Raw genomic sequence first — 23,912 nt, 5'->3', positions numbered from 1 at the left:
TTACCAAGACGACTGAAGCAAGGTGCAACCCACGGCATCATTGATGTAGGAGGTAACGACGCGAAGCGGTGATGCTGGGCAGGTTGCTCTTGCGTTTAAGGGTATTTATCGGTCTTCGGGCAACGGGAACAACACAATCTCCATCTCTCTATAGTGATGTAGGTTGGGTGTTGTTCCCGGGGCATGCGCTATGCAGCTTTGGCCTCCGCAAGTTCTTGTTTGAGGTCGGCGATCACCTCGGCAAGCTCATCCGCGCTGTAGTCACCCGAAACGTACTTGAGGAACATCCGGCCAGCGCCCGGCGTTCCGCGCAGTTCGTCGTACAACCCCGCGGCCTCGATACGCAATGCGAGCCAGCGCTCCTTGGCCGCGAATTTCTCCACGCGGTGCTCGATGTGATGGGGGTTCGCCGCAGCGAGGGCCGTAACCAGACGTTTGAAGTATTCTCGGTTTTGGTCCACCTGCTCCTGCGTCATCCGCTTGCCGATAGATACGTCATAGGCACGATCGACCGTGCGCGCAGTCTCCAGCAGCCTTGGAATTGTCCATTCGGACAAAGGCTTTTTGCACGAAGGTGCTGAGTGCTCGTAGTCCGCTCCACACAAGGAGCAGTGCTCCGTCTCGCCGATGCCGAGCCAGTCGTCCATCCTTTGTTCATGGCTCTGATGCATGACCCGCGCGCCGCAGGCAGGGCACGGGTCAGGTTCATCATCACCGCCCGCCGCCATGGGAGTGTGCAGACTGTCTGTGGTGAGGGGAGTGGTGGCCGATGTGTCAGAGGCATCAATAGCCTCAGCACATTGATTTGCCTGCACTTCAGTGTTCGTGCATTCCATGATTCTTCCTTATTGATTTCGAAATTTGATGTGGCAACTTCCTGCCTAATGGCTTTGCCCCGGCGAACGGGAACAACACAATTCCTATCTCTCTATAGTGTTGAGATTGGTGTGTTGTTCCCGCCTGTCCCCTGCGGTTAGGCAGCCTCGGCTAACACCGTGTTGGCATCCACGAAAGGTGCGGCCCGATAGAGGTTCGGGAAACCATCAAGCTTTTGCAGCAGATGCCCGTACTTCTCGATCACATCGTTCCAAGGCAGGACCGGGTCGTGGTGCACGAGATAACCGTCGTCGGTTTTCGTCGCCTTGGATACGACGATGAAGTCGGCCTCTGGGAAGATGCATTCCATATCGGCGGACCAGATGCTCACGCTTGCGGTCGGGCGGTCTTCCTTGCGAGCAAGTTGGAGGGAATAGAAGTAGGCCCGGTTGTCTGTCCCGATGAGATGCTTTTCGACAACCTTTTTCTGCTGCTGGGCGTACTTTTGAAGCAGCGGCTTGCGGATTTCATTCAGCTTGCGCAAGACTTGGTCATCCTCCGGCGCGTACTCGGTCGGCTTGCCATCAACGAAGTGATACATCTGGGTCGAGACGACCTTCATGGAGGTCTCAAACTCCTTGCCAACGAAGTAGAGCATGTCAAGCTGGGCGCGGCGCTTTGCCTTGTCCGCGATGAAGATGCGTCCGCTCGTGGGAATCATGATCACCGGATCGTCAAAGTGACGGTACTCGGAAAACAGCTTGGGCAGAAGCAAGCGCGAATCGTCGTAGTAGTCGTTCCATTCGCCAGTGAAGAGCCCCGACTTGATCTCCTTGAATCGCGGGCGAGAGATGGCGGCCAGATTCTTCAACGCGATGTCGAGTGCTTCGGAGAAGGAAACGCCCCACGAGTCCAGCATCGATTGCCCGACATGCATGATGGTTCCGCCCTCATCGTAGGCAAGCAGGATATTCGCGTCGGTGCTGAACGGCTGGCGAGGCGTCGGCTCGAATTGGCTGAGGTCTTCGCCCTTGAATTCGTAGCGTTCGTTGTCCGTGAGGCTCTTGGAGCGAACCTGCGGGCGCAACGCTTTGCGAACGTCACTGAACGGCAGGTTCGGCAACTCCTGAATTTTCAGTGTTCCCTTGAGGCCGAGAACATAGTTGGTCAGGATGCGCTTGCGATTGCTGCCACGAGAGGCGCGGTATTCCGTGTAGACGTTCCACAGATTCTGCGTCAGGTGCCCGGACGAAACGCCCACATCGATGGCGAACTTGTCTTTGTCGTAGGTCAGCGAATGGTCAATGCCGTTCTGCTGCGCAACTTTGATGAAATTCTGTGCGAATGCATCGCGGTCTGCCAGATCTTGTGCAATGTTTGTCGTATTGATCGTCATGATCTTTCTCCTTTAAAGGTTGGTTTTGGGTAAGGCTTCCTGCTTCATTCGTCGCGGACGGGAACAACACACTTTCTTTCTCTCTATAGTGTTGAGATCAACGTGTTGTTCCCGTGCGGGGAGCGATTCGCTGCGTTAGCTGGCCTTCACTGCTGCCAGATAGCTCTGGACGCCACCGGCCATCAGGGAGAAGCCGTGAGCGACGGTGGGTTGGGCAGCCGTCGTGCCGACGGGGCGCTGGGTGAGTTCGCTGACAGCGGCAGTGCTTTCCGGCGCGGCGATGATTGCGGTAGGCGATGTGGCTTCCGATGGTGCGTTGGTGCTGATGTCCGCCCCGGTTGCCGCCGCGTTGTCGGCCTCGACCTGTTCGGTCACAGGCTGCGTCGTCTTCGACTTCGCTTGCTGGGCCTTCTTAGTGCTCGATTTCGTGCTGGTCTTCTTGCCCTTCTTCTGCGGCTTGATGCGGTACTCGTCGATGTTGTCGTCGTTGATCCAGTCAGGACGCTTGCCGAAGCCATGCCATGTGTCGGCGGTCTCGGGGTTGAGGAAGCGGGGAACAAGCTTGAGCGGCGCAGTGAAAGTCAGTTCGTCACGGGCGATCTGGAAGTAGTCGACCAACCCCTGCACTTGCGAAACCACATTGGCATGCATGTGTGCCTTGGCTTCTTCCTCATGCTTCGTCAGGCTGTTCAGTTCCGCTTCCAGCGCGGCGCGCTTCTGGGCGATCTCATCGAATTCTTGGGTGATTTCATTCAGTGCCATTTCGTCCTCCTGTGTGTTAGTGAATCGGCAGGACGAATACTGATTCCGCGAGGCCGAACAGATGGCGAAGAGCAGGGATCAGTGCCCTTCACTTGCGGAAGTGAGGGTCTTGTGGTAGCCGTAGAAAAGGAAAAGCCCAGAGACCTTTCGATCTCTGGGCTCTTGTCTATGGCAGGTGGGCTTGCTACTTCGTCGTGGCAGGGAAGACGCCGCGAATCGTGCTGTCAATGCACGCCCGATAGAACTTGTCGAGATTGCCGATGGTGCGTGTGTAGTCCTTCAGTTCATCGGCGGGCAGCTTGTCTTGTTCAAGCAGCTTCTTATTCACCTCTCCGTGGACGAACCAGTTGAAGCGCAATACTCGGTTCGCTCCCTCGGTTCTGAGGATGGACTTGGCCGCCTGGGCTGATGCATTTTTGACAGCGCCTAGTTTCCCGATGGCCAGCGCGAGATACACCGTGCGTGCTCGATGGAGTCTTTTCAGCGTGTCTACTTGGCGTTCACCCTTGACCGGTGTGATTTCGTACTTCGGGCCATCACCAAGTAACTCGGGGTGGTTTGACACGAAGTCGGTGAGCACTTGCAGAAGCTGTTCCTTCCTGAGTCCGTTCGGGATGACAACCAATGTAGTGCCTTCCGGCTCCGCCAGCCATTCGATAGGATCGGCTACTGTTGCTTTCGGCAAGGTGAACAGATGCTGCTTCTCTGCAAACCAGTCCATGAAGACGCCTTCCTCTTGCAACGAGGACAGGACATGGATGTCGCCCCAGTCTTCGTAGAGTTCCGCGATTCGTGCGTGGGTTGCCTCCAATGCGGCACACGTTCCCGCATCGGCTGTCCGCTTCGCCTCACAATATGCCTTGAAGTCAGGATTCGTCCGAAAGCATTTGAGCCATTCCGTGACGAGAAGCATGTGTATCACTTCGTCAGGCAGGGTGGAGAGATCAAACTTGCTGTCCGAGTCGTCTGGCGTAGCGGTGGGCGAGGTCATGGGTCCGGTGGGTTTCAGATGGCTGCGTGCTGACAATGGCAACGCAGCGGCCCCGGTATTCTATTGGCTCGCGTGGCCCGCGGCCTTCTGAGGTGGGGTGTGGAGATGATCAACGAGGAGCGGGAACAACACGCCGACCTCATCACTATAGAGAGATGGAGTGGGTGTTGTTCCCATCGAGCCACCAGAGATAGCCTGGTCCGAGGGCAATAGCTACATATCGGCAGGCTTCGAATTTTGTCCCTAACGGCAGCCTGGGCGGTCCAGACTATTTGCTCTTGGGCGGATTGTTCCAGCGATCACCGCCAGACGGCATGTTGGTTTGCTTGCTCGGCCAGCCGCCGCCTTGCTGTTGCGTATTTGCGCTCATTTCGATGTTCTCCTTTAAGGTTGGAAGTGGTTGCGCGAAGCCTCGCTCCACATGAGAATCTTGCTCCAGATGGGGATGTGGCGAGTTCCGTAACATGGAAAACCTGAAGCTGCCTACGTCGATACTCAATCGCAAGCTTGGCGAACTTACTTTCAACGAGCTGCGGGTGCCGTTCTGGCCGTTAACGCTTAGACGGAAGATGCAGTTGTTCCCGACGGCATTGGGCCTTGAGCCCAACGTGCCAGGGGTTCCGCGTTCTGACTTCTTGGTGCGAGTCTCGACTGACTATCCCACCCATCTGGCTATGCTTCGTGCCCAGGTCGGATCGCAGTTCAAGAATCTAGAGAACCTTGTGCGGCGGAAGCACACGCCTTCACCGACTACGGTCAATGTTCTCGCGCAGGCGCTTGGTCTTAGCGCCGATCAGCTTGTCAGTCTGGCGCACGGGAACGAGAGTGGCCCATTGCTGCCTGACCTTCTTGCCCCATTTGAACTCGTCGAGAGCTTGCCATTCGTTATTCACGCGCTAATCGTTTCCCGTGTTGTTGCCTGCAAGGGTTGCGGCGCGAACTTGATAGCGGACGTGGATGTTTGGTGGTCCTCTAAAGCATCGCTTCGCATGCAGAAGCCCGAGTATGAATTTGCCGAGCGCCTGCTGTCGGTGCTGTTGGTTTGCGCTAGTCTGTACTTCCTTCTGTGCAAGCTGGATCATGAGGGCGCTCTAGACCGAATCATTGATCTAGCAGTGCCGTCGAAGCACCCAATCGGACATTGGCTCGGGAGAGTCATGTCGTCTCGTGGAGTGAGCAACTTCTTCGAGCTTGCCCAGTTCCTGGCGGCGGATGTATCGAAACCTACAATCGACCAGCCGAGACTGAAGAAATGGTCTTGCGGTTTCGATCTCATGCCGGTGGCTGTTGGAACGGCACTGATCGCTGGTCTTGGTAATGAAAAGGTACTGCAAGCTGAATTGCTTGCAGCACGGTTGATTTCCCTTGTTGTCGAGTTCGTCAGAGCAAGCGCTGAAGGGGAGCGCGCGCCTTCCAGGGAGAGTGCTCAAGAGCTGGTGCATGCTCGGCTTAAGAGAATTCGCGGTAACGCGCTTCTCGCGCTGCGACACACGCCGAGTTCGTAGTAACGGAGCTTCTAACGTTGGCGCGCGAGGACGATTGGCGACGCCAGCGGGAACAGCACATCGACCTCATCACTATAGAGAGATGGAGTGGTAGTGTTCCCGTCAGGTCCGGTAGGGGCGGCCTGGGTTGGCGGCTATAGTCACCTGTCAGTCGGGCCAAAGCCCTATTCAAGAACAGTAAAGCCGAGGATGTTAAGAAATGCTACGTCGCATTTTCTGCAAGCTAGCGAATTGTTGGAAGGCATGATCTAGAAGTGCTATGCGTGTGGACGATGCCAGAACACTTGCCGCTGCTCCCAACCAACGAGGGGTAAACGTTCTTTGGTAAGTGCCGTTTGTAGTGGTTATCCGTTCGCGCAGCTGACTTGAAATCAAACAGATTAAGCGATTGATGCTCGCGTGGGCTTGCGAAAGAAAACTCTTCCGAGCAGCAATGTGTTCGCGTAGAAAATTTACCCGAAGAACTAGGTACGTACTCTAAAGATAGAGTTGCAACGAGAATGCAGCATAAGTCAATCATTGAAAATTTGATTCGTGTATTCGTCTTGTCGTGGATAGTGATCCTCTCCGCGTGTGGAATTCTTCCTCGTTACGAAGGAAATGCTCATATTAACTCGCAAGTTAATGATGAAGCGGTGCCTGTGCCTCGTGCGCGGTTTCCTTCTATGCAAGCTTGTGTAATTGCTCTGAAGGATGACCCATGTTTTCATCCGATGTTTATCGGAGTGGCAATTTCAGGTGGCGGCGCACGCGCTGCGAATTTCGGTCTGGGTGTTGCTGCGCAGCTGATGAATCTTGGAATCTACGACAGAGTAACGGCGATATCTTCGGTCTCGGGTGGATCGCTTGCCGCTGCTGCGATCAGTATGAAGCCACCGGAGAATAACGAGGAATTCAATTCGCTGGCCGATCATTTCAGGACTGATTTCTTGTCGTCATGGATGATTCACTCGCTATATCCGGTGAATCTTATATCTAGTGTTGCAACTAGTCGAAACGCCACTAGAACTCTGGCAGATGTCTTCGATGAGGAAATCTTTCACGGCGCAACCTATGGAGATCTGGGGAAGATTGGGCCCGGACGGCCGTTCCTGTATATCAATGGTTCGCTGACAAACCGTGTCTCCAGTAGTCAGGAACTGACAACGCGTGGGCTTAACTCGCCAAATGATAATCTGCAAGGATTTACATTTACAGAGAGAGCGTTCCGTGAAATGGGGTCAGACCTAAGTCGGTTGCGCATCGCTGACGCCGTGGCGGCATCTGGCGCATATCCGGGGCTTTTTGAGCCACTAGCATTGAAGAACTTCAACGCAGGCAAGACGGTATATAAACTGCCAGGCTCGGAATTTCTGCATGTTTCTGATGGTGGTGCATCAGACAATCTTGGGGTGGATGCCTTGGTTCGCGCATACTCTGAAGCGGTAATGGGGAGTCAATCCATGTCTTGCCTACTGATTTTGGTGGACGCCCACGTAGCCGATCAAGGCGACTCGCGAGGCAGTAAGGCAGACAACAGGGACGGGTTGATGGACTATATTGTTAGCCCATCATTGTCGCGTGCATTTGATTTGCTTCTGGATCGAAGGCGAGATGATCAACTAGAAAGGTTAGGTATTCAAATCGCAGAAGATCACCCTCACAGATTCAACCCGGATGTTTCAATTCCGCTGCGAAACTACAAATTTTTAGGTAACGGATACGCTGCAACACGTGGGCGAAGTCTTCGCGAAGTTCACGAGTATCTTGGGGATGGTGGCGTCCGTGTGGAAAACGCGAATTGCGCTGTTTGGCATGTGGCCTTGGATCGACTGCTCGACCTCACCGAGAAGGGCGGCAGGCGCAGAAGAGAAGCATTCTACTATGAGCATAGTGTTGATCAATATCGCAATGAATCCTCGCGGGACAAGGATTTGATCAGGTTGGACCATTTTGTCAATGCAATTGAAACTAACTACAAACTCAAGCTGAATGGTCCCGGTGGCTGCAGTGGTAAGCGCCTGCAGAATTCACTATTTGAGGCGGCGCGGGTATTGGTGATGGATGATACTGATTCTCTCGGCCGCTTGAGTGCTTGGTTGATGGAGCATCACCGTGTTGAGTTGGCCCAGAACATTACCGCCGCATTGAAGGAAGAAAACGGAAATTCGCATAACGATGCGATCTATACGCCATCATATTCAATCCATCCACCCGACTGGCGTAGCCCGATGGCGTCTTGGGTGGATTGTGTCGAGTAACCTTAGCCATAGCATCGTCACACCTTTCGGGCAATCGTTGCGGAAGGTGTCCGAGGGCTCCTGATACAAAGGTCTTCGGCTTCGACGAGCATTCTTCCTCCGGCGTCGCCAGGGCGTGGGTGTTCGCGGTGGCTGGTGACATATCGACCGAGGCGGGATGAATGCCCTGGCGGCGTCCTGGGCGGCTGGCCTTCTGACCTGTCCCCAATCCCACCTGACCGCCCACGGAACATTTACTAAATACATTTAGTAAACATTTCGATACCCTGAGCCATCCCGGCAGTGTCCGAAGCCCAACGGGCTGGATAGAATGTTTAGAAAGTTCTGCAGGCGAACAATTTATAAACATTCCGAGGTGCCGGATGAGGGAAGGGAAGGCGAAGGTTTTATCCGAAGCCGAGTTCAAGCGTACCATCAACACTGCGAAGAAATACGCGCACGCGAAGCGCAATGTCGCGCTGCTCTACTGTTCGTTTGGCCTCGGCCTGCGTGCGAAAGAGATGTCAGCGCTCACGATCAAGCATGTGCTTGGATCGGATGGCTCACTGCTGGAAGAGATCAACCTCGACGGTTCGATGACCAAGGGCCGGAAGCAACGACATGTGTTCTTGACGAATCAACGCGTTGCCGATGCTATCCGCGACTATCTCGATGAGCGGCAGGAACAGGATGGAATCCTGTTCAACTACGATGCGCCGCTGTTCCGTTCTCAGAAGGGTGATGCGTTCTCACCGAACACGATGCAACAGCTCTTCCATCGGCTGTATGCGCAAGCACGATTTCACGGTGCGTCGAGTCATTCGGGCCGGCGCACGTTTGCCACTACGCTGATCGAAAAGGGTGTAGACATTAAGGCGGTGTCGACTCTGATGGGCCATGCGTCGATTGCCATGACGGCGCAGTATGTCGAAGACAATCCGGTGCGATTGAAGCTGATCAGTGCTGACTTGCTATGAATGTCTATATCCGGGTTAGTTCTGTGTTGATGAACAGGTGGAGGCTGGCTGTCTGCCCCGCACGGTGCGGGTGTTCGTGCGGACAGTTGGCGCGTTGATGGTCGAGGTTCGTTACTCCCAGGGCGGAAAATGGGCCTCATAATGCAAATGCAGTCTAGTAGGCCGACCGCCCTGGGCACCCCGCGGCGCTCCACGGCTTCGCCTTTCACCAGTCACCGGCACATTTTCGGCGTTAGCCTCAAAGGAGATACCTTGGCCAAGCGAGACCCCAACAAGACGGCACGAAACAGGATGATTGCTTCAATCAAACTGAAGCTGCGGGATCTGCTTCCGGACGTTCTCGACGAGATCGGCCTTGAAGGCGAGCAGTCGTTGAATGCGACTATCGGAAGCAAGAACGATGAGTTCTTTGATCTAAAAAATGACGTAATACATAGCCAGGAGGAATTCGTTTCTCGGTGGCTGGATGGCCTGAAGCGCAGTGCGCTCGAAGATGGAGTTGATGCGCATCTTTGGATCTGGAAGCGCCTCAAGAAATTCAAGAAATTTCGGGAGTACACGGTACTGTTTTTGAAGCGATCTTATCTCAAGCACTTCGATGAGCTATCGAAGAGTCGTCCAGAAGTGGAAGAGGCGGAGTTGTGGATCGGACAAGAGAACGCGAACTATGGTCTTCTTGTAAGTCCGCGATTCAAAAACGGTCGATGGGAGAACGATAAGAGCGAAATAAGGTCATTCAAAAAAGCGTACTGGACGATCGGTCATGTAATGACGACAGGCCTTGTAATACCAGGTAAGGATAAAATCTTCAAGTTTAGTGATGTTGATCAATATCTACTATTCTTTCAAGACACTTTGGTCAGAAATTCGGGGTCCAAGTATGAGTATGAAATCGCCGATCACTACTGCGACTACGTGCGAAAGCAAGCTGATCCAAGCTCGGTTCCACTCTTGATTCCAGAATTCAGATACGCTGGACTTGAGAAGAAGCATGTCTACCGCCTGGATTTTCTCGTTGTCAATCCTTACACGCTAGATAAGATTGGATTCGAGCTGTCGCCATGGTCTACGCATGGGTACCTCTCAAAAATTGGAGGGCTGACTCAGAAGAAAATTAACGAGATGGCTGCGGACAACTTTGCGAAGGAGATGAAGAAGCATCGCGCTTACTTCAAAGAACACTCCGTTATGTGCTTGATCTATACTGATGGAGAGTTGAAGAATACGAAGAAGCTGTTCGATGAAGAAATTGCACCGCAGCTCGCCCCAGAGCAAACCCAAGTCCAACTCTCCTTCCAGATTATGGAGGAATTTTTTGATGCCTGAAGTAGGTTCAGCGGCCTAAAATAGGCGATGCTTAACTCCGTTGCTGAGAGTCCGCCTTCAGTTTCTCGGGCACTACTTCTGTGAACCAATGTTTGGCTCGCATATCGTAACTACGAGCATGGCCTGGCCCGAGGCAGTGGGCCATGCTACACAGCCCCGCAAACTAAGCAATCAAGAACTTGTCACGGTTCTTGCCGATCCATGCTGGAGCACGACCACGACCGGTCCAGGTGGCTCCGGTTTTCGGGTCTTGGTACTTCGGCGCGACAGTTTTCTTCTTGCTCGCACTGCCACGCTTCGACGCGAAGCCGATGTCTTCTGCGGTCAGACCGTACTCTTCAACGATCTGACGGACCTGCTGGATCACCGCTTCAAGCTCTTTGACGCGAGCGCCTTCAAGTTGCTCTTCCAGCTTTGCCTTTTGAGCCAACAGTTCCTTGTACGTCGCCATGTCTAATCCTCATCGGTGTTTTGAAGATCGGATCATAGCTGAACACGATGAGTCCTCATCGAAGATATTGTAACCATCGTTCCATCGGTGTATGTGCGGGTGTGGTGGCCGGGTACGTCTAGCTCTTTATGGGGCGCAGGACACTTCAATACTTAAAACGCGGTGCTTGCCAGTCGCGCTCAGTATGTTCCCCGTTGTCGGGGACGTCGGCTGTTATGACCGTCAGCGTCTTCCCGTAATCCCCCAACCCGATCACTTCCTCTGACGCATCAATTTCGTCGTCTGTATGGAACCAGAAATTCAATTCTGTGCTGTCGTCGCTTTCGCTCGCGGATTCGATGTTTTTACGATCTTGGTTGAATTCGCGCGTTAACGATTGCCGAGGAAGGACGGCACCCTTTTTCAAGTGGCGATACCCCTTCACCCGGCGCATGGATTCCGATGCAAAACAGTAGTCGACTGTCGACCCATGACTTACGATGATCGCAACTGCGGCCTCGGTCAGTTGCGCGTATCGGATGGCGGATGCGGTCAACGAAGTCTTGCAGTCGCCTGTTAGGCCTTTAACCGCTTCCAGACCATCGGAATATCGACCTGCGGCGACATCAAAAAGGTGACTCGGCATCAGGAGGCCCGCAGCAAAGTGGTCCGCCTCCAACTCGTACTGGTCGGGCGAGTCAAAGCCGGCTCTAGACTCATGGATATCGCCGCCCCGGAATACGGCTTCGGGGTGTCCGTCGAGGAAGTAGTGACCAAGCTCGTGTGCAATGCTAAAGCGCTGGAATCCCTCGCTCCTAATGTGCGTGGCATATGCGATAGCGAATTGCTCGCCAGATCGAATGAGCATGCCCGACACGCCTTGCGCACTGGCAGGCTTGGCAACTACGTGGATGCCTCTGCTCGCCGCAAGTGATAGCACATCGATCGGCAGAGTAAGGCCTTCGTCGCGCACAATCTTTTCAGCAACCTGCTCGGCATCCCGTAGCTTTCGCTCAATCACGTCGGCTCCTATGAGCGTTTGAGTGCTGCCAGTTGTTTGATGAGGTTTTCAGCGATCTGTCTGTCGGCCTCACTCAAAGATTTCACGTCACGATACAGCTTCTCGTCAAGCAGCGTGTTCCCGAGCATGTCATCGGTTCTACCTAGCAGGTAGTCGGTGGTGACATCGAGGGCCTTTGCCAAGGCTCGGAGGTTGTCGAAAGAGGGCTTCCGCGTCCCATCTTCCTTCTCGAAATGGGAAATCGAAGTTGCGGGCAAATTGCACAAGCGGCCGAGGTCTGCCTGGGTGAGCTTGCGAACATCTTCTCGCACGTGGCGCAAACGCTGTGCGAACAGCTTGCGGCTGGAATCTTGCATTTGTCGAAAACGTAAAGTCTATGTTGACACAAACGGAAACTGCCGCTACAGTAAAGTCGAACTTGCCGAAGTCGACAAGTTCAGTGTAGCACGAAGGACTCGGGAGGGCGAGCCCCTTTCGAGTTGCTCAGTCATTCGGTAGGAGTTGGAGTCGAGCCAGCGACGCTCCATGCCGGTGCGGTTACAGACCTCCGGCCAAGGAGAAACGTTATGCGGGACGATGTGCTGTTTGAGTTACGTCGAATCGGTGAGCAGTTGGATGCATCGCTGTTCCCGGTTGTAAAAAATGGGGGGATTGTAGTGCCCAGCAATCCCGCCATTTCTCCTCGAACCCTGGGCGCGGAGTTGAATCATGTCAAACCAGGAAAAGCAAGAACCGAAGCACGATCACGACCACAAGCATGGGCATCCGACCGACCACGGCCATCATTCGGAGCATGGTCATACGCCGGATCCGGGGCGCCACGTCCCGCCACATCGCTCGTCGTCTCAGAGCTTCGCAGCAAGTTTGCGAACGAGCTAAAGGCAGTGCAGCAGGCTTACCCCGGTGTGCGGCACTGGCTCGATGACGATGGCATGTGGCTCATCGTCGAGAGTTCGCTGCTGCCGGGGTTTTCTCACAAAGCCGTCTTCATCGTGGCAATACGGTTCGCCGACACTTTGGTTCGAGGTTGGGGTTTCTGGGGACTCAGGCGATTGGGTACGAATGGATTGGCCCTCGTCATACCAATTTCCCTGACGGGTCAATCTGCGCATTTGAGCCAACGGACGGCACCTGGGCTGTCACGGACCCGCTTGTTGTGTTGCTTGATTTATACACGTTGTGGGCGGTCCGGCATCTTCACCTAAGGGCTTTCGGTCGATGGCCGGGGCATCAAGCAGTACGTCATGCCTACGAGCGGATTCTCGAATTGCGTGTAGGCGAATATTGCGGCTGCGGCACATCTCGGCTTTATGGAGAATGTTGCAGTGACGCGGATCTTGCCCGCAATCAGATTCGGGAAGCGTTGATTTTCACCGCAGACATGCAGGGCGGATTGCGGTGTCCGCCGGCTTCGATTCTGGCCTTCTTGCGTTGTCGCGACCGGGTACCAGATCTTGGGGCTATTCTCCGATAGGTCAGACCGACCCGTGGACTAGGTTTCGCGGCGATCAGGTCAATACTCGCTTGTAAACAGCAACGTCGTGACGCTTTGATCGGCTTCCGTGATGATCCATACACGTTCACCGGCAATCTGATACGACGAGAGGATGCGCGTGCCGTTACGGTTTCCCGTGTGTTGCAACGAACGCGGCGGCAGCTTCAGCGGTGAGACGTTCAATTTTCCTGCCGATGTCATCTGCCTGTAGGAATCGCCAGAGTTCGGCGCTACGTTCTCTCTCTTCCGCTTCGAATCGTTCCAGTAACTTCAGCCTGCGTAGTTCTGCATCAGGTAGGTCCAGCATGGATCGCGCCGTCAGGCCAAGTTCTTCTAGAACGCCGGGTTTGTTGTTCGCACGACCACTGCTATCCCATCGAGTTGCCAGTGCAGACAGTTGCTCCAGCGTGATTGCCGACAACCAGTTGGTCATGGTGGCGTCGGTCAAATCGGAGACGGCGTGCTTTCGCTTTCGAAGCGGCTGTGAGGTTGAATGCTCTCCATCGGGAAGATTCCAGAGCCAAGCATCGACGGCTCCGCGAATCACGACGATGACATCGGCCACGACATTAATGCTGTGGGTAGGACGCGACGCGAGTTCGCTATACCAGCGCACGAGGATCCCGGCATACGGCTCATGTGAATCTTCAAGCCCGATTGCCGTAGGCGGCACGTGCCCTGTGAGAATCGGTATCGGCAACTGGAAGGGGAGCGCGGCTTTCAGAAGGGACACGGATTGATGTAACGCAGCCGACGCTATGTTGTCGCGTGTGCTAATGCCGTGCTGGATCTGTTGCAGAAGGTCTGCAATTCGTTCCGGCGTTCTCGTGGGCGTCATCATGGCATCAATACTCACTCGGAAACAGCAACGTGGTGACGCTGCGATTTGCTTCCGTGATGATCCAAACGCGCTCGCCGGCAATCTGATACGAAGACATGATGCGTGCGCCGACTAGGATCGCGTATCGGTTCATTTCGGTGTCTTCCGGCGGCACATCACCCCAATCGCCTCGCACATGACGATTCAAGTAGCCGTCGGCCGTAATGCCTTCGCGTTCGAGGTGCGTCAGTACGCCGCGCGTTGCGACGATCTGTCCGAGCGGGAACAGCGGTGGCTTCGGCTTCATCGGAATGATGATGGCGGTCTGCATCGGTTCTTTGTCATTGGTGGGCATTGCGATTTCCAGAGTGGATTGGTGCGTGTTCTATGGACGAAAAAAAACCAGGGCGGGGTGCCCTGGTTCTCGGTGCCGTGTGGTCAGATCGACAATGACGGGTCGTTCGACTTGAAGCCACCAGGCTTCGAATCGCAATCGTCGTCGTTTCATATGGATGTCCATCGGATCGCTGTTGGCTGGCGGAAGCCGGCTCGATAGGCGAGTGCCACGCAGCGAACGGCTAGCGGCTTGTCGGGAGATCAAACGTTCGGCGGGGAAGCCTGCACGCTGAAACCATCCATCCTCGTTCTCGGTGATGACGTAAGCGCCGTGCTCCAGATCGTGGGACATGCTCAGAAGCGTTTCAAGCATGGTCGTGGCACGAGGCTTCCATGGGTTTTGCGACCGGACAGGTGTGGCATCGAAGATCAACATGCCATCAGCGCCGTCGGGCGAATCAATCGTGATCGACAACAGGTCATCGGGCATGTTTCGTCTTCGATGACGGGAACAACACACCGATCTCATCACTATAAAGAGATAGAGATTGTGTTGTTCCCGATGGCAGTTAGCGGCTCGCCGTGCAAAGCGTCATGTTGGTGGCAGGCGACTTCTTTCCCTTGCTCACGGTACTCAACTGCAATTGCCGTTGGCCAGACGATCCGAGGATGTAGCCGACGTTGTAGTTGCCGCCCTCATCGCCGCAGGAGAACTTGCCGTCGAAGACCGAGCCGTTGAGCGTTCCGGTTTGCAGTTTGCAGGTGAAGCCATAGCCGACGATCTCGTTGGACTTGACGCGAACGAGCTTGTCGGTGTCCAGACCACCCTTGAGTTGGCTGCATGCCCGTGCATCGTCACCCCATGTGCCTTGGAATTGCGACGGGATACCAGCACTCTTCGTCGACATAGGCACAGCCTTCGCATCGGCCTCTGCCAGCAACGCTTTTTCGTCGCCCTTCGAGCGTGCTCGTTCGCGCATCAATTCATCGCCGCGCGCGTCGTAGGCCTTCTGAAGGCAGGCCACGTCGTTACATGCATTGCGGACAGTCTTCAGCCACGTGAGCTGACGCTGCCTCACGCCCTTGTCATCCGTGGTGGCAAGCAATGCTTTGTAGTCTTCGGCAAGCATCGCGTCCGTGTCCGATAGGTTCTTATCGGAGCAGATCAGTTTTTCGACCTTGGACGACGCCTTCGAACAATCGAAGCTGGGGGCGGCGAAGGCAGCACCGCCAAGCATGAGCAGTGCTGTGCCGAAGAGGATGGTGTACTTGCTTTTCATGATCGTGTTGGATGGGGTTGATATTCACTGAGCACCGCTCAACTGCCTTGTGCAAGCGCTCATCAGTGCTGCTAGAAATCCCGTTGGATTGGCCGTGTACTTCTGCATCGTCTCGGCAGGGTTCGGATCGTGTTCCATGCCAGTGCCGAAGTGGATCAACAGCTTTTGCTGATAGGGCCGATACTGCGCAGGCAATCCGGCGAGGTCTTCCGAAACAATCCGGGCGGCGTACTTCTCGACATCGACCGATTCGCCGTGTAGCCGCGAGCCGAGAATGCCGGAAACATAGGTGGCGACGGTGGAACAGAGCTTGTTTGCAACGTCGTTCGGAAATGGCGGCTTGATGTTTTCTGCTGCCTTCTTCTCACGCTTGGCAGCCGCCTTTTCCTCGGCAATCTGCTGATCATGGGCGACTTCTTCGGGGGTACGGGTGACGTTGGCGAGCATGGCCGTCACAACGAGCACAGGCAAAGCAATTTGTGCGATCTTCTTGCGACTCGGCGTCGCGCTCTTGCGCATGATCCATGCGGGCTTGAGCATGCCGACGATGAAGCCGCTCATGACGAGCGCGAACAGCAGGTGAAAGATTTTGGACATAGGTTTCGGTCAACCTCGACGCAAGGCCGTGGTGGATATCGTTGCAGGCTGATTCGCTGGGCTATGCAAGCGGGAACAACACATTCTTCATCTCTCTATAGCGATGAAATCAGTGTGTTGTTCCCGCCGTGCGTTGATTACTGCGGCACAGACACGCCGTAGTCAGAGTTGAGCGAATCGATCTTGCCTTGGTATGGAATGATCCAGTTCAGCCAGGACGAGCCGTTCGAGAAGTACGTCGTGTTCGTGTAGATCTGGCTCGCGGCGTTGGTGTTGTAGTCCACCTTCTGGATCTCGCTGAAGCCATACAGCGGGCCAGTGCTGTTCTCATGAACACGGTTCAGGTACACCTGACCGTTCACGAACAGGACATCAAGCGTGTTCGTGAAATTGGCATCGGTAGCCAATGTCTTGGTCGTGGCAAAGTGCTCGGTTCCATCGTTCTGCACGATGGTCGGAATCCAGCCGCCGGATAGCTCGTCACCACCCAGGAACGTGTCGTATTGACCACGGCCGAAGTCGATGAACTCGGCAGTGAAGATTGGGGCGTGGGACGGAATCGTGTTCTGCAGGCGCGTCAGGTCTTCTGCGAACGAGCCATTCTTGTCGTTGATGAGAAAGTACGGCTTGCCGTGGACAACGTTGTCCACCACAACGACATCGGCATAACCATTGCCACTGAAGTCCGCAGCGGACGCGCTGTGGCAGAAGCAAGTCGTCGGTGCGATTACGTTCTTATAGGTGCCGTCAGCCTGACTGAGCAGGTAGTGCGGTTGTTCACCCGGGAACGGGCTTGCATCGAAGCCGTGGCAGGCGAAGAAGACATCCGGTTTGCCATCGCCATTGAAATCCGCCACTACTGCCTTGCGCGGATGCAGGCAACCCGCGTTGCTGGCGAGAAGGTCGGCGGTGTGATCGACCCATTGGCCGTTGACGCTCTTCCAGAAATGGATGTGACCGAATTTATTGGCCGTCGTCGGATCGCTGGAGTTGTATTCGAGCGAATGCGTCACCATCGAGTATGTGCCCTCTTGGAAGAAGTCAGCGAACGCGACGGCATTGCCGTACATGACTTCAGCGGGCAGAGACTGTGGACCGATGGCGGCAGCGGCAGTGACCTTGTTCAGATATGACGTCTTCTGAACCGGCAGCGGCACCATCATCGTGGCCGATTGTTGGACAGAGCCACCAGGGCCGGTGCATGTCAGTGTGAACACGGACTGACCGGGTGTCGATGCAGTCTGAGTCGAAGTGCCAGAAGTCGGTTGCGTACCGGACCACGCACCAGACGCCGTGCATGACGTTGCGTTTGTCGCAGACCACGTGAGTTTCGCGCTCTGACCGGCGGTTACCTTCGGCTGATCGAAGGACATGGTCACAGTCGGTGCGGGTGATGTTGTGCCGCTGTCTCCGCCGCCACCGCATGCCGATAGCACAAGCGCGCTGATCCCAATGGCAATTGCTCCTGCCAACTTCAATTTCATCTCTACCCCTTGTGGCTTGTTGTTAGTTGGAATTGCGTGGACGCAATCTAGGTATTCACTTCGCCATGCCGGAGCACAGCGAAGCCGAATCGGTGATCAGTCGAATGGAGCCAGGACATGCCGCTCAGAGTTCGACAAGCTGGTGAACGATGGTCTGGATTTCCGGCGAGCCTTTCCGCAGAAGGGATGCGAAGCGCGAGACGATCAGCCGGTTCTTGCGCGTTTCGACTTTGTTGATCTGCCGGACCACTGCCGGATCGAACGGCTTGCCGGGCTTCATGTTCTCGATAGCTGCCTTCGCCAACGCGGTGCGTTCGGCTTCCAGTTCCTGCAAGGTCGCGCGGAATTTCTCGGGCGGCTCGCTGGCGACGTTGTTCCGGGCCGGCTTGGCCTTCGGCTTCTCGGTGGCTTCCGGTGCGTTGGCCGGGGTGGTGGACGGCTTCGTTTCGGGCTTCGTGCTCATAGTATTCTCCGATCAAGTTTGTCAAATCGACAGTTGAATACTATCCAGCGTTTTGGGGCTCGTACACCACTTTTTCTCGAAGAATCAAATGGTTATGGCGCTTCGCTGGGAACTCGTTTACGCCACCCGACTCGCAGGGTTCTGACTGCTACCTGCACCGAGCCGATGCATTCGTTACTGGCTTGTAGATATATCGGCGTCACATTGTAATCTTTAACGTCACAACGTGATTTTGTAGTTCATGTGATTCTGGCCTCACCGAGTCGACCATTACGACCGTGCGTATGAGGTCACAGATGGACGAACGTAAGAAGACGGCGTTGGTGAGGGCAGTAGGGCAGGCGATTGCCGCAAGGCGCGCTGCGGCCGGACTGTCTCAAGAGAAGGTGGCCGAAGTGCTTGGTATTAGTCGCGAGGCAGTTTCCCGCATGGAGACAGGCGTTGCCGTACCGTCCATCGTCCGGCTCGCCGAGTTGGCCGAGATCTTCGGCTGCGGCATAGAAGAGCTGCTGACTGATGCTTCAAACCGGGAGGTAGACCAAGCCCGGAAGATCCTGGAATTGCTGGAAGGCTTGCCGGACGAGAAGCGCGAGATGCTGATGGGTGTGATCCGGCAACTCGTCGGCGGGCTCTCGAAGTAGCGGGCAGGCTGCCTGCGGTCAAGGTGTCAAATTGATCAAAATTCAAAGAGCATCGACGCATATTCCTGTGGATCGTCAAGCCTCAGAGACCCGCTGTCAGCGAAGCGAAGAACGCTCGAATGGAGACGTGTTTGCGTTGCATCGAATGATGCTGTCTCTAAGGTCTCAGCGGTTCTTTGCCGATTAGTCGTCTTTCACCTGACGAATCTGACTGATGATTTTGCTTCCATACATAGTTGCTACAGCATCTCTTTTTGCGCTGTCAGCTTCTCTCTACAAGGATCGGAAGCTGGAGCCGAAGACGTCAGAGGTGAAACGCGCGTTGCGCATTCATCATTTGGGTCAGGCCGTGCTCGTTGTATTGGCTCTATGGGGCGCTGTTGATGGTGCCAATTCAGCCAAGCAACAACGAATCGTCTTGCTGGAGGCCGAGGCAACTGCAACGGCTTCGAAACACGCTACTGCGATATTGGACGCGTATGTCTTAGGGCTATTGCCGGCAGGTACAGTGATTCGAAATTATGAGAGTTACCAGGCTTCTTTGAAGACCGTCGCGCCTGCAGTACGCGAAAGCTTTGACTGGAGTAGGCACGTTTCCCCCGAGCTGGAATCGCAGCGAGAGGCTGGGCTGCGTTCGTTCAAGAAGCTGCAGTCAATTGCCCGAGAAGTTCAAGGTGAGGGACTCCAGTATGGAAGTCGCTATCCCGACGCGATGACGAAATGGGCTGAACGCACACTAGAGCTGAAAGAGAGCGATTTGCTTGAAATTCTGTCTGATTCAGCAACGGGCGAAAAATACGCCTCGCTTGTGGGGTTAGCGACCGGCACTTCGATTGCGAAGCATCATCAGGCTATCAAGCGAATCGAAGAAGAGTAAGACGGACTGATACGTGCAGAAACCGGAGGCCTTGGCTAAGACTAATCGGTTCGTGGTGGACGGTACGTCAAGGCGTTTGCCGGCAGGCTGCCCTTGGGAGGCAGCCTGCCGTGCAATCATTCCCGGATGAAACCGTCGACGTAGTCCGAGTGATGGTCGCAGCAAAGGTATCCGACTTCGGTTTCGTATTCGGCCGGATCGTCGCAATATTCGCAGCGGGCGTTGCTGAGTCTCTTTGCGAGCTGGCAATCGGGGCACATCGGATGATCTGGATCGAATTCGTCATCGACGTCTTCGTAGTCCTTTGCACCGCTCACGCGTCCGCATTCCAGGCAGTGTGCGTCGGTATCGCACTCATTCAGATCGTCTCGGCGCTCACACATGGTCGGTACCGCCGAGATGACGTTGGAAGAAACTGCGCATCAGTTCCTCTTCCGAAGGAAACCACTCTGGACAGTGCTTGCGTGCGAGCGACTGGAATTTGCCGTCGAGCTCCGATTCGAGGACGACTTTGAGCGCCGGTATCACGCCCCTTGGCATCACGATCACCTTGCCTGCCACCGATCGCTCGAACAGTTGGATCGTGTACTTTGCGTGCGGGTACCGTCCTTCCAGCGAGATCAGTGCGCACTGCAGGGCAGCCGTATAGTCCTGCCCGACGAGCAGATATCGGGCTAGGGCGTCAAGCGCCTGCGGATGCTTGTTTTCGTGGGCTTCAAGCAATAGATTCACGCTCTCCCGCGTCAGCTTGCGCTCCGTGAAGCTGCGTAGCAGGGCGACTAGGTACTGCGAATGGATGTGTCCCTGGCTGGCGAGATCGGCGAGTTCATCGATCACATCCGGCGGTGCGGCGACTTCGTATTCGTTGACGATGTCGCGCGAATGAGGTGGCCAGTTGCTTAACATGGGCGGGACATACTCAAGCTTGTCAAAGGCCTCGTGGAAACGCTTGACGACATCCCTTCGCAGCTCGTCCACGAATTGCGAGTACGACTTGCCGAAGCGCTGTTTCGCGTAGTTGTCGTATTTTGTACCGGAGCGAACTGCGCGGTTCGTGTCCAGCATCAGCGCTTTCGACAGAAAGTCCCCTATGGTTTCCGTGTCGGAAACCCGCAGGCTCTCGATGCGAAGATGGTTCTTGATGGTGGCTTGGCTGGCCCGATCGAGAATGTCTTCTTGAGACAGTGCGGCGACTGCTAGCGGCGTGGTAGGGATGAGGGCGGGGCGTCGACGGCTCGAATCGGACTTACCGGAGCGGTCGTCTTCAGTGAAATCTTCTCGCGTGTTGAAGAAAATTCTGGAGACGTTGTGCTTGACGCCCAGCAGCGTGAGCGAATACGTGTTGAGTTCGGACATTTGCGCAATCCTTGTCCAGGCTTCAAGTGCTCGGCCACCACACACTCATGCCCGGTCGGTTAAGGGAATGAGCAAATCACTGCCGATGCGGTCGGCAGCCTACCCCGCTGGTTGAAGCGGAGCGTTATCCGTACGACTAGTTGCCAATGTTTTCCCCCGCAGCATATCTCGTGGCCGAACATCTACTGCGAGCGAGGAGGAGGCGTGTGCCATGCGTCGCAATCTAAACAATGCATGTCCGTTGGTCAAGGGCCGGCCAGTCTGATGACGATTTATCGCGTGTAGCGAGCCGGAAAGGGCGAGATGTTGGTGCGCGTGATCCGGCAACTATCCCGGGGGCTCACGAAATAGCTGGTGGCCAGCCTAAGGCTAAGGTGTCAAATTGACCAAAATTCCAACCAGTTCTGGCGCTTGGCCGGCGAGGTGATCGGCCAGGACCTGCCGGGCATGGAATACGCCGCGCGCTTGAAGGCGCTGCTAGCGCATCGCATCGGCTTGTGGGATGTGGTGGCCGAGGCCAAGCGAGAAGGCAGTCTCGACAGCAAGATTCGCGACCATGCTGGCAACGACCTCTCCAGCTTGGTTGCCTCGTTGCCAAACCTGGCGGTGATCGCCTTCAACGGCGGGACTGCAGAGCGCATCGGCTTGAAAGCGCTCGGCTCGCATGGCGGTAGTTATCGGATCGTCCGGCTCCCCTCCAGCAGTCCGGCGCATACGATGCCGTATGCGGAGAAACTGTATGCTTGGCGGGAGTTGGAGTCATGGCTCGGTAAAGCTGACTGATGTTGGCGGTGCCAATAAATCGTGATTGTTGTTAAGTGCGATACGTCTTGAATTGGCATTGCCCGACGCCGGGTTTCCATCCCCGGGACTGACTGTCAACGATCTACGGCGTTGGGCAAGGGAGGGCTGTAGGTTCGGTCTACTCTTTTTGAAAGGTGCGGACCGCCATGCTTGCGTCATCCATGCGAACCATATGTCCCATCTTGCCGCCTCGGGTGACATACAGATCCCAATGAATTTGGCTGCCAGGTTTTGCTACCGAGCTAAAAGTTGCCGTTCCGGAGCAATTGGCATCAAGTGCATAGGTACCCTGCAGCTTGTCTCGGCTGATTTTCCCGCCGCGACTTGATGATTGCTTACCTGCAACATTGCCAGCGCCGTCGAAGATCAGTACACCGCTGTGCACCCGCTGCACCCCAGGTTCGCCTGGTTCGATAAACCCGCGGCCGGCGAAGATGTATTCGCCGTTGAGCGTCTGTGCTGAGCAGTTGTACTCCTGCGCCAGTGCAACGACAGGAGCGACGCAGGTGAAGCTGAGTGTCAAGACAACGATCTTACTCATCATGTTCTCCGTAGGCGCGCGACTGGCAAGGCCTTTGTTCTCCGGATACTAAGATCGCTTCGTCGGCATGGTCACAGATCAAGCCCCCCACCTCGAGTAAATCGCCTTAACCATGCCATTGCATTGGCTTGGAGTTTCTTCAGTGAAGCGTTCAACGATCCCTGCCACGTACGTTGCGTGATCTGCGGAGGTCGGCAAGATTCGTACCGGTGCTCGTACGGCCGGGGTTTCGGGGCCGCGGGGCCAGCGGCGGGATTGATTCCAGGCCAAAGTCATTCAAGCATGAAGCAACCTGCGAACTGCATAGACTGATGTGCATGGCTGCGCCGTATGCTTGACTTGATGTTCAGCCATCGCCGTACGCGTTCCCGTAAGCCGGTTCTCGGTCAGCGCGCCCACTCGATACCGTCGGCATTGTTTCAGTTCTGATACGGCTTGGGCTCGGAATCGGCTCTCCGTGGCGATCATGAACCCGAAAACCTTGTCCTGCCGATGTCAGCATGAATGTTGCTCCACATTGCTTCAGCGCACTACCCAGCGACCGCGCTCCGACATACGTGTCGACTGGCAATGGCGACTGTGGCCCTGGCTTTCGTCGTGGCGTCGCCTGGAACGCATGCTCAGGAAAGTCCTGCCCCGCCATCGACGGAATGGATCTTGGTGTGTCTTTGCCAAGCGTCGGCAACCATTTTGATAATGGATGGTGACGGGTCGTTAGGTCGTTCAATCAGATGTTTTTGATTTTGGTCGGCATCGTTCGAGTGATGGAGATGGAGATGAAAATCGGCCAGTTGTTGCTTGCGAGCATCGTTGTCTTGAGCCTCCTCCCTCTTAGGCGAGCGAGCGGCGAAGCAACGGAGACCCGAACCGGCACGCACCTCATCACGCTCGGTACGCGCGGTGGGCCGATTCCTGCCAAGGACCGGGCGCAGTCGTCGAATCTGTTGATCGTCAACGGGACGTGCTACCTTGTAGACGCCGGTGATGGCGTGCTGCGCCGAGTGACGCAGGCGGGGGCTAATTTCCGGCAGATCGGGAAAGTGTTCATCACGCACGGCCACGACGATCACACTGCAGGTCTGGGTGCACTCATGTCAGTGGCATGGGATTTTCAGCGCCATGATCCCATCGACGTCTACGGCCCGCCCGGGACCACCGCGCTCGTGAAAGGCGCCATTCAATATTTCACGGTGAATGCGGAAATCCGCTGGGCCGAAGGTAGGCGCACACCGCTTGGCGATGTGTTCGTTGGCCATGACGTTGCGCCGGGGCTGATCTACCAGGACCAGAACATCAAGGTCACTGCTGTGGAGAACACGCACTTCCATATTCCTGAAGGCAGCCCGTACTACGGCAAGTACAAATCCTATGCGTACCGTTTCCAGACCCCCGACCGTGTCATTGTCTTTACCGGTGACACTGGCCCCAGCGACGCAGTGACTGAGCTGGCAAGGGACGCCGATACCCTCGTGTCGGAGGTGGGCTCAAGCGAAGACGTGAAGCAGGTGTTCATCAAGAACGGGACTTGGCAAGGCATGACACCGGAGCAACAGGCGGCGCTCATGCGGCATGAAGTCGAGGAGCATCTAACGCCGGATGCGGTCGGAAGAATGGCGGCACGCGCTCATGTCAAAACGGTGGTGCTTACGCACCTGTTGCCTACGGTCAACGAGCATGACGATTATCAGCGCTATGTGCCTGAGGTGAAGAAATTCTTCTCCGGACAAGTGGTCGTTGCCAAGGACCTGATGGAGTTTTGACCCTACGTCCACTCA

At 55.4% G+C, this 23,912-nt stretch carries 24 protein-coding genes and 1 pseudogene; 8 read left to right on the top strand and 17 right to left on the bottom strand.

Translation table 11 applies throughout. The annotated features are described in order from the left end of the window. Positions 1–188: 188 nt before the first annotated feature. The 4 genes from BG83_RS0107820 to BG83_RS0107805 form a co-directional block, all read right to left on the bottom strand. Positions 189–836, bottom strand: coding sequence for a hypothetical protein (locus BG83_RS0107820; protein WP_152543681.1), 648 nt, complete (start codon positions 834–836; stop codon positions 189–191). Positions 837–973: 137 nt separating this feature from the next. Then, complete coding sequence (locus BG83_RS0107815; protein ID WP_024976186.1) at positions 974–2,212, bottom strand: hypothetical protein; 1,239 nt, start codon at positions 2,210–2,212, stop codon at positions 974–976. 135 nt (positions 2,213–2,347) lie between these two features. Beyond that, on the bottom strand, positions 2,348–2,974 hold the full coding sequence (locus BG83_RS0107810; RefSeq protein ID WP_024976185.1) for an H-NS family nucleoid-associated regulatory protein: 627 nt from the start codon (positions 2,972–2,974) through the stop codon (positions 2,348–2,350). A 184-nt stretch (positions 2,975–3,158) separates the two neighbouring features. After that, on the bottom strand, positions 3,159–3,965 hold the full coding sequence (locus tag BG83_RS0107805) for a hypothetical protein (protein WP_024976184.1): 807 nt from the start codon (positions 3,963–3,965) through the stop codon (positions 3,159–3,161). A gap of 464 nt (positions 3,966–4,429) precedes the next feature. Here BG83_RS0107805 and BG83_RS0107795 point away from each other — a divergent pair, with 464 nt between their 5' ends. The 4 genes from BG83_RS0107795 to BG83_RS0107780 all read left to right on the top strand — a co-directional run bounded on the left by BG83_RS0107795 (position 4,430) and on the right by BG83_RS0107780 (position 9,992). Continuing rightward, a complete protein-coding gene (locus BG83_RS0107795) occupies positions 4,430–5,470 on the top strand; it encodes a hypothetical protein (RefSeq protein ID WP_024976183.1) in 1,041 nt (346 codons plus the stop codon). 500 nt (positions 5,471–5,970) lie between these two features. Next, entirely contained in the window at positions 5,971–7,710 is a 1,740-nt protein-coding gene (locus BG83_RS28600) for a patatin-like phospholipase family protein (protein WP_080693657.1), read from the top strand. A gap of 362 nt (positions 7,711–8,072) precedes the next feature. After that, positions 8,073–8,666 carry a tyrosine-type recombinase/integrase gene (locus BG83_RS0107785; RefSeq protein WP_024976181.1) on the top strand — a complete coding sequence of 198 codons (594 nt, stop codon included), beginning with the start codon at positions 8,073–8,075 and terminating at the stop codon, positions 8,664–8,666. A 252-nt stretch (positions 8,667–8,918) separates the two neighbouring features. Then, positions 8,919–9,992: a hypothetical protein gene (locus BG83_RS0107780; protein WP_024976180.1), complete on the top strand. Its 1,074-nt coding sequence runs from the start codon at positions 8,919–8,921 to the stop codon at positions 9,990–9,992. Between the two features lie 163 nt (positions 9,993–10,155). Here BG83_RS0107780 and BG83_RS0107775 read toward each other — a convergent pair whose 3' ends face one another. The 10 genes from BG83_RS0107775 to BG83_RS0107720 form a co-directional block, all read right to left on the bottom strand. Continuing rightward, complete coding sequence (locus BG83_RS0107775; protein WP_024976179.1) at positions 10,156–10,443, bottom strand: H-NS family nucleoid-associated regulatory protein; 288 nt, start codon at positions 10,441–10,443, stop codon at positions 10,156–10,158. A 145-nt stretch (positions 10,444–10,588) separates the two neighbouring features. Beyond that, positions 10,589–11,443 (bottom strand): ImmA/IrrE family metallo-endopeptidase, encoded by an 855-nt coding sequence (locus BG83_RS0107770; protein WP_024976178.1) that lies wholly within the window; start codon positions 11,441–11,443, stop codon positions 10,589–10,591. An 8-nt stretch (positions 11,444–11,451) separates the two neighbouring features. Further along, complete coding sequence (locus BG83_RS0107765; protein ID WP_024976177.1) at positions 11,452–11,799, bottom strand: helix-turn-helix domain-containing protein; 348 nt, start codon at positions 11,797–11,799, stop codon at positions 11,452–11,454. 1,263 nt (positions 11,800–13,062) lie between these two features. Then, positions 13,063–13,794, bottom strand: a complete 732-nt coding sequence (locus tag BG83_RS29255) for a hypothetical protein (protein ID WP_152543680.1) — start codon at positions 13,792–13,794, stop codon at positions 13,063–13,065. Continuing rightward, entirely contained in the window at positions 13,784–14,113 is a 330-nt protein-coding gene (locus tag BG83_RS0107745; protein ID WP_235193166.1) for a hypothetical protein, read from the bottom strand. Before BG83_RS0107745 ends, BG83_RS29255 begins: the two co-directional genes overlap by 11 nt. 30 nt (positions 14,114–14,143) lie before the next feature. Continuing rightward, the gene (locus BG83_RS0107740; protein ID WP_024976175.1) at positions 14,144–14,584 is read right to left on the bottom strand and encodes a hypothetical protein; all 441 of its coding nucleotides are present in this window, start codon (positions 14,582–14,584) and stop codon (positions 14,144–14,146) included. A gap of 79 nt (positions 14,585–14,663) precedes the next feature. Continuing rightward, positions 14,664–15,374, bottom strand: a complete 711-nt coding sequence (locus BG83_RS28295; protein WP_024976174.1) for a lysozyme inhibitor LprI family protein — start codon at positions 15,372–15,374, stop codon at positions 14,664–14,666. 24 nt (positions 15,375–15,398) lie between these two features. Further along, a complete protein-coding gene (locus BG83_RS0107730) occupies positions 15,399–15,935 on the bottom strand; it encodes a hypothetical protein (protein ID WP_152543679.1) in 537 nt (178 codons plus the stop codon). Between the two features lie 173 nt (positions 15,936–16,108). Next, positions 16,109–17,188 (bottom strand): FG-GAP repeat domain-containing protein, encoded by a 1,080-nt coding sequence (locus BG83_RS0107725; RefSeq protein ID WP_160169390.1) that lies wholly within the window; start codon positions 17,186–17,188, stop codon positions 16,109–16,111. A 391-nt stretch (positions 17,189–17,579) separates the two neighbouring features. Beyond that, positions 17,580–17,918 carry a hypothetical protein gene (locus BG83_RS0107720; protein WP_024976171.1) on the bottom strand — a complete coding sequence of 113 codons (339 nt, stop codon included), beginning with the start codon at positions 17,916–17,918 and terminating at the stop codon, positions 17,580–17,582. A 296-nt stretch (positions 17,919–18,214) separates the two neighbouring features. On the opposite strand from BG83_RS0107720, the gene BG83_RS0107715 reads away from it, so the two are divergent. Then, positions 18,215–18,559, top strand: coding sequence for a helix-turn-helix domain-containing protein (locus BG83_RS0107715; protein ID WP_024976170.1), 345 nt, complete (start codon positions 18,215–18,217; stop codon positions 18,557–18,559). A gap of 214 nt (positions 18,560–18,773) precedes the next feature. Beyond that, positions 18,774–19,436, top strand: coding sequence for a hypothetical protein (locus tag BG83_RS0107710; RefSeq protein ID WP_024976169.1), 663 nt, complete (start codon positions 18,774–18,776; stop codon positions 19,434–19,436). A 116-nt stretch (positions 19,437–19,552) separates the two neighbouring features. Here the strand turns inward: BG83_RS0107710 and BG83_RS0107705 are convergent, their stop codons facing one another. After that, a complete protein-coding gene (locus BG83_RS0107705) occupies positions 19,553–19,819 on the bottom strand; it encodes a hypothetical protein (protein ID WP_024976168.1) in 267 nt (88 codons plus the stop codon). Further along, positions 19,812–20,792 (bottom strand): hypothetical protein, encoded by a 981-nt coding sequence (locus BG83_RS0107700; protein WP_024976167.1) that lies wholly within the window; start codon positions 20,790–20,792, stop codon positions 19,812–19,814. Before BG83_RS0107700 ends, BG83_RS0107705 begins: the two co-directional genes overlap by 8 nt. Positions 20,793–21,188: 396 nt before the next feature. Here BG83_RS0107700 and BG83_RS0107695 point away from each other — a divergent pair. Continuing rightward, positions 21,189–21,575: pseudogene (locus BG83_RS0107695) on the top strand (DNA-deoxyinosine glycosylase); the annotation flags it as partial. A gap of 139 nt (positions 21,576–21,714) precedes the next feature. On the opposite strand, the gene BG83_RS28290 reads toward BG83_RS0107695, so the two are convergent. Then, positions 21,715–22,140, bottom strand: a complete 426-nt coding sequence (locus BG83_RS28290; protein ID WP_235193165.1) for a hypothetical protein — start codon at positions 22,138–22,140, stop codon at positions 21,715–21,717. A 773-nt stretch (positions 22,141–22,913) separates the two neighbouring features. On the opposite strand from BG83_RS28290, the gene BG83_RS0107685 reads away from it, so the two are divergent. After that, positions 22,914–23,897 (top strand): MBL fold metallo-hydrolase, encoded by a 984-nt coding sequence (locus BG83_RS0107685; RefSeq protein ID WP_024976164.1) that lies wholly within the window; start codon positions 22,914–22,916, stop codon positions 23,895–23,897. Positions 23,898–23,912 lie beyond the last annotated feature (15 nt).

Source organism: Ralstonia pickettii (assembly GCF_000607165.1).
Classification (GTDB): domain Bacteria; phylum Pseudomonadota; class Gammaproteobacteria; order Burkholderiales; family Burkholderiaceae; genus Ralstonia; species Ralstonia holmesii.
Note: the sequence above shows the minus strand (reverse complement) of the source record. Positions and strands in the feature narration are given on the sequence as shown.